Source organism: Streptomyces alfalfae, assembly GCF_004127445.1.
Classification (GTDB): Bacteria; Actinomycetota; Actinomycetes; order Streptomycetales; family Streptomycetaceae; genus Streptomyces; species Streptomyces alfalfae.
The window spans coordinates 105,262-118,134 of sequence record NZ_QEXM01000012.1 but is presented as its reverse complement, the minus strand read 5'-3'; the positions used below and the strand labels follow the sequence as shown (position 1 = coordinate 118,134).

At 74.1% G+C, this 12,873-nt stretch carries 3 protein-coding genes; all 3 read left to right on the top strand.

The window, feature by feature from the left end; translation table 11 throughout:
* Window positions 1–16: 16 nt before the first annotated feature.
* The 3 genes from DCW30_RS03300 to fabD all read left to right on the top strand — a co-directional run bounded on the left by DCW30_RS03300 (window position 17) and on the right by fabD (window position 12,870).
* Window positions 17–3,598 (top strand): beta-ketoacyl synthase N-terminal-like domain-containing protein, encoded by a 3,582-nt coding sequence (locus tag DCW30_RS03300; RefSeq protein WP_076682365.1) that lies wholly within the window; start codon window positions 17–19, stop codon window positions 3,596–3,598.
* 69 nt (window positions 3,599–3,667) lie between these two features.
* Window positions 3,668–9,673 (top strand): non-ribosomal peptide synthetase, encoded by a 6,006-nt coding sequence (locus DCW30_RS03295; RefSeq protein WP_076682362.1) that lies wholly within the window; start codon window positions 3,668–3,670, stop codon window positions 9,671–9,673.
* A complete protein-coding gene (gene fabD, locus DCW30_RS03290; RefSeq protein WP_076682360.1) occupies window positions 9,670–12,870 on the top strand; it encodes an ACP S-malonyltransferase in 3,201 nt (1,066 codons plus the stop codon). Before DCW30_RS03295 ends, fabD begins: the two co-directional genes overlap by 4 nt.
* The last annotated feature ends 3 nt before the right edge of the window (window positions 12,871–12,873 follow it).

The following is a 12,873-nucleotide window of genomic DNA, read 5'->3' as shown; positions in this document are numbered from 1 at the left end:
AGGAGATACAGAGTCAATGTCGCCCCACGTCAAGCAGGCGCTGTCGGAACTCGCGGCCCGTGTCCTCGATGTCACCCCCGAGCAGGTCTCGCGTACGCCCTTCGACGAGCTGGGTCTCGGCCTCACCGCGGCCGTGGCGCTCACCGAGGAGATCAACTCCCGGTTCGGCACCACGCTCCCGACCGACGCGGTCAGCGGCGCCGGTGACCTCGACGGGCTCGCCGCGCGCGTCTCGGGCCGGCTGGAGCGCGACGCGCCGCCGGAGGCCGTCGCGGTGATCGGCATGCACTGCCGCGCCGCGGGCGCGGGCGACCCCGACGAGCTCTGGCAGGTCATCAGCTCGGGCGAGGACCGCACCACCGAGGTCACCGACCCGGTGGCGCTCTCCCTCCTCAAGGAGCACTTCCCGGACGCGGCGGCGCCGCGCTACGGGCGCATGGCCGACAGCGACCGCTTCGACCCGGCGTTCTTCCGCATCGCGCCCCGCGAGGCCGCCGCGATGGACGCCGCCCAGCGCGTGCTGCTCGAATCCTGCTACCACGCCCTGGAGGACGCCGCCCAGGACCCGTCGGCGCTGCGTGGCCGCGCGGTCGCCACCATCGTGGGCAGCACCGGGCTCGCGCCCCAGGCGGAGTACTCCGCGCACGCCCTGATGGGCGCCGACACCAGCATCATGGCGGCCCGCCTCGCCTACCAGCTCGACCTGAGCGGCCCCGCGATGACGGTCGACACCGCCTGCTCGTCCTCGCTCGTCGCCGTCGACATCGCCCGCAGGCTGCTCCTCGACGGCGAGTCGGACCTCGCGCTCGCCGCGGGCGTGTACGTGGCCAACCACCCCGGCACCTTCGTCACCATGGAGGCCCTGGGCACCGTCTCACCCGGCCGCGCCTGCCGCCCCTTCGACGCCGACGCGGACGGCATGCTGGTCGGTGAGGGCGTCGGCGTACTGGTGCTCAAGCGCCTCTCCGACGCGGTGCGCGACAACGACCGGGTCCTCGGCGTCATCCGGGGCAGCGGCACCAACCAGGACGGCCGCACCTCGGGCATCACCTCGCCCAGCTCGGCCGCGCAGAGCGCGCTGCTGCGCGACGTCTACCGCCGCGGCGGCGTCGACATGGGCCGCCTGCGCTACGTGGAGGCGCACGGCACCGGCACCAGCCTCGGCGACCCGATCGAGGTGCACGGCCTCACGGAGGCGTTCGCGGAGTTCACCGACCGCAGGCAGTTCTGCGCCGTCGGCTCGGTGAAGGCCAACATCGGGCACACCATGGGCGCCGCCGGCGTCCTCGGCGCCATCAAGGTGCTGCTGTGCCTGCGGCACGGCACCCTGCCCCCGGCGGCGAACTTCCGCACCGAGAACAAGCACGCCGACTTCGACGACAGCCCGGTCTACGTCAGCCGCGAGCCGGCCGCCTGGGACCGCGAGGGCGACGCGCCCCGGGTCGCCGGCGTCAGCTCCTTCGGGTACAGCGGCACCAACGCCCACGTCATCATCGAGGAGTACGTGGCCGACCGCCCCGCGGCCGCGCCCGTGCCCGGCCGCCGCATGGTCGTCCCGCTGTCCGCCAAGAGCGAGGACCAGCTCCGCGAGAAGGCCGCCGCGCTCGCCGCCCACCTGCGCGCGGCCGGGGACCTCACGCTCCAGGACGTGGCGTACACCCTGCAGGTGGGACGCGAGGCCTTCGCCGAGCGCCTGGCCGTCACCGCCACGTCGACCGGGGAACTGCTCGGCCGCCTCGACGCGTTCGCCGGCGGCGCCGCCGCGGTGCCCGGCGCCTACAGCGGCCGGGCCGCCGAGCGCCGCCCCGCGACCGGACCCGCGGGCCGCGACGTCGACGAGTTCGCGGCGGCCTGGGTCACCGGGGCGACGGTGGACTGGCCGCGCCTGCACACCGGCGCCGCGCCGCGCCGCGTCGCCCTGCCGGGGCACCCCTTCGCACGGGACGTCTTCCCGCACGTCTGGGCGGACGGCGCCGCCCAGGGACCGGCGGGGCAGGGCGGCGCGGGTACGGCGTGCGCGGCGGACGCCGTGCCCTCCGTCCTCGCCGACCTCGACGAGGCCGCCGCCGAACACCTGCGCTCCGACCCGGCCGCCGGGGACCTCGAAGCCGCGCTGCGCTCCGACGTGATGGTGCGCGAACTGACCGGCGTCTGCCGCAGGATGCTCTTCGCCTCGCTGCGCCGCATGGACGTCTTCGCGGCGGCGGGCGAGCGGCACACCGAGGACGGGCTGGCCGCCCGGCTCGGCGTCGTGGACGAGCACCGCGCGCTGTTCCACGGGCTCCTCGGCGTCCTCACCGAAGGCGGCTACCTGCGCGCCGAGGGGGACGAACTGCTCACCACGGACCTGGTCGCCGAGCCCGGCGGGCTCGACTGGGACGAGAGGGAACTGGCGGACCTCAAGCGCGAGGTGACCACCGAGTACGCCGAGATGGACGGCTACTTCCACCTTCTGACGCTCTGCCTGGAGGAGATGCCCGACGTCCTCACCGGCCGCAAGAAGGCGCACGAAGTGCTGTTCCCCGGCGGCTCGTTCGACGCCGTGGAGGCCGTCTACCACAGCGACGGCGACACCAACGGCCTGGTGGCCGGACTCGTCGCCCGCTACGTCCGCGCCCGGCGCGAACGCGACCCCGGGGCCGCCGTCTCCGTCCTGGAGATCGGCGCGGGCACCGGCGGCACCACCGCCAAGGTCCTGCCCGCGCTCGACGGCACGGACGGCGGGCTCAGCTACGTCTACACCGACATCTCGCGCGGCTTCACCCAGTACGGACGCAACCAGTACGGCAAGGACCACCCCTACGTCACCTTCGCGCCGCTCGACATCGAGTCGCCGCCCGTCGACCAGGGTTTCGCGGCGGGCAGCCAGGACGTCGTCCTCGCCTGCAACGTGCTGCACGCCACCCGCAGCATCGACGACACCCTGGCCCACGCCCGGCAGCTCCTGCGCCCCGGCGGCGTGCTGATCCTCCTGGAGACCACGCGGGCGCAGGACTTCTTCACCCTCACCTTCGGCCTGATGGGCGGCTGGTGGGCCTACGAGGACGACTGCCGCCTGCCGGGTTCCCCGCTGCTCAGCGTCTCCCTGTGGCGCCAGGCCCTGGAGCGCGGCGGCTTCCGCGCCGTGCGCAGCCTGTCGCCGGCCCCCGTGCGCGAGGACCAGGCCTACCAGGCGGTCGTCCTCGCCGAGAAGGAGGGCGCGCGCGGCTCGGGTGAGCCTGTGGCGGTGCTGCCCGCCGCCCCCGCCCCGGGCGTCGCCGCGCCCGTCCCGGGACCGCTTCCCGAGGCCCCGGCGGGTGAGGAGTCGGGCGCACGGGAGTCGGGCGGTCCGCTCCAGGAGCTGGTGGCCGACGCGTGGCGCGACGTGCTCGGCGTCACCACGGTCCGCCCGGACGACGACTTCCAGGAGGTGGGCGGCGACTCGATCCTGGCGACCCAGATCATCTCCCGCCTCAAGAGCGGCTTCCCCTTCGAGCTGGACCTCGGGGAGCTGTTCCAGGCCCGCACCCTGGCCGACATGGTCGAGATGCTGGAGGCCGAGCTGATCGAGCGCATCGACGAGCTGCCCGAGGAGACCGTCGCCACCCTGCTCGCGTGAACCGGACCGTACGCCCGCCGCTCGCGTGAACCGGCGAGGGCCGCCGACACCACCAAGGAGTTCCCCCGCATGTCCCGCGAAGATCTCGCCACCTCGCGCAAGGCGCGGCTGTCCCCGCAGAAGCGGGCCCTGCTGGAGAAGCTGAGCGGCAAGGCCCGCACCTCGGGGACCACCCGCATCCCGCGCCGCCCCGCGAGCGACCGCCCGCCGCTCTCCTTCGCCCAGCGCCGCCTGTGGTTCCTCGACCAGATGGTGCCCGAGAGCCCCGCGTACAACGTGCCCATGAGCTTCCGCGTCCGCGGGCCGCTGCGCCGCGAGACCCTGGAGCGGGCCGCCGAGGAGGTGGTGCGCAGGCACGAGTCGCTGCGCACCCGGCTGCCCAGTGAGAACGGCGAGCCGTGGCAGGAGATCGTGGACGACGTCCGCGTCCCCGTCGAACTCGTCGACGTCACCGACGACCCGGCGCGGCTCGACGCCCTGGTGTACGAGGCGGGCCGCCGCCCCTTCGACCTGGCCACGGGCCCGCTCCTGCGCGTCACCCTGTACCGCCTCGCCCCCGAGCTGCACGTGGTGCTGCTCAACGCCCACCACGTGGTCGTCGACGGCTGGTCGCTCGGCCTGTTCTGGCAGGAACTCTTCACGCTGTACGAGGCGTTCGCCGCGGACCGGCCGTCCCCGCTGCCCGAACTCGCCGTGCAGTACGCGGACTTCGCGGTCTGGCAGCGCGCGTACCTGTCCGGTGAGCGCCTGGAGAACCAGCTCGACTACTGGCGGCGGCAGCTGGGCGAGGGCACGGAGAACCTGGAGCTGCCCCTCGACCGGCCGCGGCCGCCCGTCCAGACCTTCGAGGGCGGCGATCTCAGGGACGTCTACCCGGCCGCCCTGCGCGACGAGCTGCAGGCGCTGAGCCGCCGCGAGGGCGTCAGCCTGTTCGTCGTGCTGCTCGGCGCGCTGAACGTCCTCCTGCACCGCTACACGGGCCAGAGCGGCATCCCCGTCGGCTCCCCGGTGACCAACCGCACCCACGTCGACATCGAACCGCTGATCGGCATGTTCGTGAACACCCTCGTCTACCGGACGGACATGGCGGGGGACCCCGACTTCCGCGAGGTGCTGCGGCGGGTGCAGGAGGTCGTCAACGGCGCCCAGCAGCACCAGGAAGTGCCGTTCGAGGTCCTGGTCGACGCGTTGCGGCCCGAGCGGTACCTGTCGCAGAACCCGCTGTTCCAGGTCTGCTTCAACTTCCTGCCCGCCAGGGAGATGAAGCCCGGTGACGAACTGGTCATCGAGGCGATCGAGGGCGTGCGGATCGGCACCTCCAAGTTCGACCTGTGGATCAGCGTCGTCGACCGCGCCGACGAACTCCTGGTGGAGGTCGAGTACAACCGCGACGTCTTCGAGCCCGGCACCGTGCGCCGCCTCATGGACGCCTTCCGCGTCGTGGTGGAGGCCGCCGCGGCCCGGCCGGGCCTCGCCGTCTCCCGGCTGCCCGTGCTGCCCGAGGCCGACCGCCGCCGCATCGTCGAGGAGTGGAACGACACCGCGCAGGCCTTCGACGGCGCCGAGCGCTGCCTGCACGACCTGATCGCCGACCAGGCCGCACGCACCCCCGACGCGCCCGCGGTCGTCTTCGGCGGCGAACAGGTCAGCTACGCGGAACTCGACCGCCGCGCCGACCGGCTCGCCCACTGGCTGCGCGGCCGCGGCGCGGGCCCCGAGCGCACCGTCGCCGTCTGCGCCGAGCGCTCCGTCGAACTGGTCGTGGCGCTGCTCGGCGTGCTGAAGTCCGGCGCGGCGTACGTCCCCGTCGATCCCGACCACCCCGCCAGGCGCCGCGCCTTCATGCTCGCCGACGCCGCCCCGATGATCGTGCTCACCCAGGAGCACCTGCGGGCCGCGCTGCCGCCCACCGAGGCGGAGGTGCTCGCCCTCGACACCCGCTGGGCGGAGATCGCCGAGGAGCCGCACGGACCCCTCGCGCACGGCGCGGGCCCCGACACGCTCGCCTACGTGATCTACACCTCGGGCTCCACCGGTGAGCCCAAGGGCGTCCTCAACACCCACCGCGGCATCGTCAACCGACTGCTGTGGATGCAGGACCGCTACCGCCTCGACGCCACCGACCGCGTGCTCCAGAAGACGCCGTTCAGCTTCGACGTCTCGGTGTGGGAGTTCTTCTGGCCGCTGCTGGCCGGCGCCACCCTCGTCGTCGCGGGGCCCGACGAGCACAAGGACCCGGCCAGGCTCGCCGAGCTGATCGGCGACGAGCGGATCACCACCGCCCACTTCGTGCCGTCGATGCTCCAGGTCTTCCTCGGCCAGGACGGCGGCGAGGGCGGCCTCGCCGGGCGCTGCGCGGACCTGCGGCGCGTGGTGTGCAGCGGCGAGGCGCTGCCGTTCGCCCTCCAGGAGCGGTTCTTCGCCAAGCTGCCCGGCACCGAGCTGCACAACCTCTACGGGCCCACCGAGGCGGCCGTCGACGTCACCGCCTGGCAGTGCGTGCCCGGCGACGAGCGCGGCGTCGTGCCCATCGGCCGCCCCATCGCCAACACCCGCGTCCTCGTCCTGGACGAACGGCTCGACCCGGTGCCGGTCGGCGTCGTCGGCGAGGTGCACATCGGCGGCGTCCAGGTGGCCCGCGGCTACCACAACCGGCCCGAGCTGACCGAGGAGCGCTTCGTCCCCGACCCGTTCGGCGCGCCGGGCGAGCGGCTGTACAAGACCGGCGACCTGGCCAGGCTGCTGCCGGACGGCGCGATCGAGTACCGGGGCCGCGCCGACTTCCAGGTCAAGGTGCGCGGCATCCGCATCGAACCCGGCGAGGTCGAGGCCGCCCTGATGCGGCACCCCGACGTCGTGGAGGCCGCCGTCGTCACCCGCGACGACCCGCGCGAGACGGGCCACAAGCAGCTCGTCGCCTACGTCGTCCCCGACACCGCGCCCGCCGCGCGCGCCACCGAGGGCGACGACCCGATGGCCGAGCGGGTCGCCGAGTGGGCGGAGGTCTTCGACCAGGCCTACGCGCAGGGCACGGACGCGCGCGAGGCGGACTTCAACATCGTCAGCTGGAACAGCAGCTACACCGGTGAGCCGCTGGCGGCCGAGGAGATGCGGGAGTGGGTCGACGGCACCGTCGAGCGCATCCTCGCCCTCGGACCCCGGCGGGTCCTGGAGATCGGCTGCGGCACCGGCCTGCTGCTCTCCCGCATCGCCCCGCACTGCGAGAGCTACCACGGCACCGACATTTCCAAGGCCGCCCTCGACTTCGTCCGCACCCGGCTGATCGCCGAGCGCCCCGAACTCGCCGGCGTCACCCTCTCCCACCGCGCCGCCGACGAGAGCGCGGGCGCCGGCGACGAGCCGTACGACGTGGTGATCATCAACTCCGTCGCGCAGTACTTCCCCGACGGCGCCTACCTGCGCACCGTGCTCGGCCACGCCCTGGACAGCCTCGCCGGGGACGGCGCCGTCTTCGTGGGCGATCTGCGCAACCTCGCGCTGCTCGACACCTTCCACACCGACGTCGAGCTGAGCCGCGCGACGGCGAAGCTCCCCGCCGGGCGGCTGCGCGGACGCATCGCCCGCCGGACGCGCCAGGAGCAGGAACTCCTCGTCCACCCCGCCTTCTTCACCGCCCTGCGCGCGGAACGGCCCGACATCAGCGGCGTCGACGTACAGCTCCGCAGGGGCCGCCACGACAACGAACTGACCCGCTACCGCTACGACGCCGTCCTGCACGTCTCGGCGCGCGCCACCGCGCCCGACACCGACGTCGTCACGCTCGACTGGGCCGACGCCGGCGGCCTCGCCGGGGTCCGCAGGCGCCTCGACGAGGAACGGCCCGGGGCGCTCGCCGTGCGCGGCGTGCGAAACGCCCGCCTCGCCGCCGTCAACGCCAAGCGGGAGCGGCTGCGCGACAAGGACGCCGAGGAGATCGTCGGGGAACTCGTCCGCGACACCGGGACCGGCACCGCCGCCCACGTGGACCCCGAGGAATGGTGGCGCCTCGGCGCCGACACCGGCCGCACCGTCACCGTCTCCTGGATGCCGGACACCACCGACGGCAGCTACGCGGTCCTGCTCAGCCGCACCGGCGCCCACCGCCTCGACCTCACGGGCCCCCTGCCTGCCGAGCCCCTCACGAACGACCCCGCCTTCGACCGCGCGGGCGCCGAACTCGTCCGCGACCTGCGCCGCTTCCTCAAGGACAGCGTGCCGGACTACATGGTGCCCGCCGCGTTCCTGCCGCTGCGCGCCCTGCCGGTCGGCGTCAACGGCAAGCTCGACCGCGACGCGCTGCCGCCCGTACCCGACCAGGGCGACGCCGACGGCGCCGCCGCCGAACCCACCACCCCCACCGAACACGTCCTCGCCGAGCTGTGGGCGGAGGTGCTCGGCGTGGACGACGTCGGCGTGCACACCAACTTCTTCGAGCTCGGCGGCGACTCCATCCACACCATCCACGTCGTCGCCAAGGCCCGGCAGCGCGGCCTGGAGTTCGCCCCGCAGCTCGTCTTCCGGCACGGCACGATCTCCGCGCTCGCGGCGGCGCTCGACGAGCAGCGCGCCGCCGCCGACACCCCCGCCCCCGAACGGCGGGCCGCCACCGGCCGGGACGCGGACGCGGACGCGGCGCTGCGCGCACTGTCCGAAGCGCCCGGCGTCCTCGACGTCTACCCGCTCTCACCCTTCCAGCAGTGGGCCCTCGGCGAGTGGCGCGAACACCCCGAACCCGGCCTCTTCCTCGTGCACCGCATGCAGCTCCTGACGGTCTCCGACTTCAGCGAGGACGTCTTCGTCGCATGCCTCCGGCAGCTCATCTCCGAGCACCCGCTGCTGCGCACCACCTTCGCCTGGGAAGGCCTCGCCGAACCCGTGCAGGTGGTGCACGAGGAGGCCGCACCCGAGACGGCCTTCGCCGACTGGCGCGGCCTCGCGGGACCCGAGCAGGACGCCCGCCTGGAGACCTACCTCGCCGCCGACCGCGACCGAGGCGTCGACCTCGGCGCCGCCTCCGGCCTGCGCTACCTGGTCGCCCTGCTCGACGCCGACACCGCGCTCGTGGTGGTGAGCCTCAACTACTTCTGCCTGGACGGCTGGAGCTTCGAGATCGTCACCGACCGGCTCCAGGAACTGCTCGCCGCGGCGGCGACCGGGCGTTCCCCGGAACCCGCACCCGAGAGGCTGGCGTTCAAGAGGTTCGTCGAAGGCGCACGCGCCCTGCCCACGGGGCCCGCCGAGACGTACTGGCGGCGCGCCCTCGCCGGCCTTACCCGGCCCACCCCCCTGTCGGCCGGGGTGCGCGCCGCACTGCCCGCACAGCCCGCCGAGGAGGGCTGCGCACGGCAGATCATCACCCTCGACCGGGATGCCACCCTCGGCCTGCGCCGCCTCTCCCAGCGCGCCCACCTCCCGCTCAACGCCCTGTTCCAGGGCGCCTGGGCGCTGGTCAACGCCGCGTACACCGCCTCCGACGACGTCACGCACGGCGTGCTCCTCGCCGGGCGCTCCTCGCCGGTCGCCGACCCCGACGCGCTCTCCACCATGGTCGGCCCCGCCTTCAACATCCTGCCGCTGCGCACCCGCGTCGACCGCGACCGCGAGGCGGGCGCGTTCCTCAAGGACGTCCTCGGCGCCCTCGTGGAGATGGGCGGCCACGAGACGACACCCCTGGACACCGTCCTCGGCTGGAGCGAACTGCCGCAGGGCACCCTGCCCTGCGAGAGCTACATCGTGTTCCAGAACGTCGGCGTGGACACCATGGAGCGCGCGGGCACGGCGTTCTTCGTCTCCAAGATGGGCTTCCCGCTGCGCCTCGACGTCTTCCCCACCAACGTCGTCACCGTGCACCTGTCCTACCACCGCGACCAGGTCACCGACGCCGCCGCGACCCGGCTCCTGCTGGCGCTCCAGGGCGTGCTCGAAGCCATGCTCGACGGCCTCGGCAGGACCGTGGGCGAACTCGCCGACGCCGCCCTGGAGGAGCGCGCGGCCCCGCCCGGCCTCGGCGTCTTCCACGAGGGCGAGTTCCGCGTCGCGGACATACGCGAACAGCAGGGCGGTGACCCCGCTTGAACCGCCCCGTCGTCTTCCAGTTCTCCGGCCAGGGCTCGCAGTACAGCGGCATGGGAGCGGCCCTGTACGAGACGGAACCGGTGTTCCGCCGCGTCATGGACCGCCTCGACGCGGCGGCGGCCGACGAGCTCGGCGAGTCCGTGCTCGCCGCCCTGTACGCGCCGGGCCGGAGCCGCGCCGAACCGTTCGACGACATCGCCCTCACCCACCCCGCGATCGTCATGGTCGAACTCGCCGCCGCCGAGACCCTCATGGCGTACGGCGTCGAACCCGACCTGCTGCTCGGCGCGAGCCTCGGCGAGTTCACCGCGGCCGTGCTCGCGGGCGTCCTCGACGCCGAGGAGTGCCTGCGGCTGCTCGTCCGCCAGGCCGCCGCGCTGCGCACCGCGCCGCGCGGCGGCATGCTCGCCGTACTGGACGACGTGGCGCTGCACCGACGCGTGCCGCTGCTGCGGGAGCGCACCGAGGTCGCCGCCCGCAACTACCCCGGACACTTCGTCCTCTCGGGCTCCCACGAGGACCTGACGGCCGCCGAGGAAGAGCTGCGGGCCCGCAAGGTGGTGTGCCACCGCGTCCCCGTCCCGTACGCCTTCCACTCGCGCCGGATGGACTCCGGCGAGCCGCTGTTCCGGTCCGTCATGGCGCGGGCCGAGCTGCGGCCGCCGCGCCTCCCCGTCGTCTCCTGCGCCACCGGCGGCGAGGTGGACCGCGTCACGGTCGACCACCTGTGGCGGGCGACCCGGCTGCCCATCGAGTACGAGGCGACGCTGGCCGCGCTGGAGCGGCGCGGCCCCTTCCAGTACCTGGACCTCGGCCCGTCGGGCACCCTGCACAACTTCGCCCGCAACGGCCTGCCCGCGTCGTCGCGCTCCCGGTCACTGCCGCTGCTGAGCCCGCTGGGCGACGACACCCGCTCCCTCGCCGCCGTGCGCGCAGCCGTGCCGGCCACCAGGCCCCGTCGTCAGACTCCCGTATCCAAGGACGGCTCCATGAAGGTGTACGGATTCCCCGGCCAGGGCAGCCAGGCCAAGGGCATGGGCAAGGACCTCTTCGACGAGTTCCCCGAGGAGACCGCGCTCGCCGACTCGGTGCTCGGCTACTCGATCCGCGAACTGTGCGTCGAGGACCCGCGCCGCGAGCTGAGGCTCACCCAGTTCACCCAGCCCGCCCTCTACGTCGTCAGCGCCCTCGCCTGGCTGCGCGAGCGGCGCGCGGACCCGGAACCGCCCGCCTGCTTCGTCGGACACAGCCTCGGCGAGTACGTGGCGCTGTTCGCCGCCGGGGCCTTCGACTTCGAGACCGGCCTGCGTCTGGTCGCGCGCCGCGGCGAGCTGATGAGCCGCGCCGACGGCGGACGCATGGCGGCCGTCCTCAAGTGCGACCTCGAAACCGTCGAGCGCGCCCTCGCCGAGAACGGCCTGACCGGCCTGGACATCGCGAACCACAACGCGCCCGGCCAGTTCGTGCTCGCCGGGCCCGCCGAGCTGATCACCGCCGCCAAGCCGGTGTTCGAAGGGCTCGGCGCACACTACGTGCAGCTCAACGTCAGCGCCCCCTTCCACTCCCGCTACCTGCGGGACACGGCCGAGGAGTTCGGCCGCTTCCTGGAGGGGTTCACCCTGCGCGACCCCGCCGTGCCCGTCATCGCCAACGTGGACGCCCGGCCCTACCGCCCCGGCGAGGTGGCGCGGCAGCTCGCCCGTCAGATCGCCTCGCCCGTGCGGTGGACCGACACGATCCGCTACCTCATGGGACAGGGGGACTTCGCGTTCGTGGAACTGGGGCCCGGACGCGTCCTCGACAAGCTCGTCGCGAAGATCAGGTCGGAGGCGGAGCCGCTGGCGGGGGAACCCCTGGCGGCGGCGGAGGCTCCGGTGCCGGAACCGCCGGCGGCACAGGCTCCGGTGGCGGATGCGGAGCCCGTCGTGGCCCGGACCGGCGGTGGCCCCGCCGCCCTCGGCGCCGCCGCGTTCCGCGAGCGCCACGGCCTGCGCTACGCCTACCTCGCAGGGTCCATGTACGGCGGCGTGTCCGGCGCGGACCTCCTGGTGCGGCTCGCCAAGGCGGGCGGCATGGGCTTCTTCGGCACCGGCGGCCTCTCCCTCGACGAGATCGGGACGGGGCTCGACGCGGTGCGCGCCGGCCTCGGCGCCGACGGGCCCTACGGCGCCAACCTGCTGCACCAGCACGCCGACCCGCACCGCGAGTCGGCCCTCGTCGACCTCTTCCTGCGCAAGGGCGTCCGCACCGTCGAGGCCTCCGGGTTCCTGCGGATCACCCCGGCCCTGGTCAGGTACCGGCTCAGCGGCGGGCGGGTGCTCGCCAAGGTGTCGAGCACCGACATGGCCGCCGCCTTCCTCGCGCCCGCCCCGCCCGCGACCGTCCGGGAACTCGTCGCGTCCGGGCAGGTCTCCGCGGACGACGCCGCGCGGTACGCGGACGTGCCGCTCGCCGACGACCTGTGCGTGGAGACCGGCTCCGGCTGGCACGACGCCGTCGGCAGCCTCGCCACCCTGCTGCCCGCCGTGCTCCGCCTGCGCGACGCCGCGGCCGGTCGCGGCCCGCGCGTGCACGTCGGCGCCGCCGGCGGCATCGGCACCCCGGAGGCGGCCGCCGCCGCGTTCCTGCTCGGCGCGGACTTCCTGCTCACCGGGTCCATCAACCAGTGCACACCCGAGGCGGACACCAGCACGGTCGTCAAGGACCTGCTCCAGACGCTCGACGTCCACGACGTGGCCCTCGCGCCGGCCCCCGAGATGTTCGAACTCGGCGTACGCGCCCAGGTCGTCAAGCGCGGCGTGTTCCTCCCGGCGCGCGCCGGAAAACTGCACGACCTGTGGCGCCGCCACGACTCCCTCGACGCCGTCGACGCGGCGACCCGGCGGCAGATCGAGGAGAAGTTCCTGCGCGGCCCGCTCCCGTCCGCCGCTCCGGGCGGCGACCCCAAGCGGCACATGGCCGAGGCCTTCAAGACCTACCTCGACCGCGGCTTCGACCTGGCGCGACGCGGCGAACCCGGCAGGACCGTCGACTACCTGATCTACTGCGGGCCCGCGATGGGCGCCTTCAACTCCTGGGCGCGCGGCACCGTCCTGGAGTCCTGGCAGTCGCGCCACGTCGACGCCGTCGCCGAGCAGCTGATGACCGAGACGGCGGCACTGCTGCGCGACCGCGCGGCGGCGTTCGCCGCGCTCTGACCC

Excerpts from the sequence above, each read along its gene's own strand:
- DCW30_RS03295 (WP_076682362.1), top strand. The coding sequence starts at position 3,668 with ATGTCCCGCGAAGATCTCGCCACCTCGCGCAAGGCGCGGCTGTCCCCG.
- DCW30_RS03300 (WP_076682365.1), top strand. The coding sequence starts at position 17 with ATGTCGCCCCACGTCAAGCAGGCGCTGTCGGAACTCGCGGCCCGTGTC.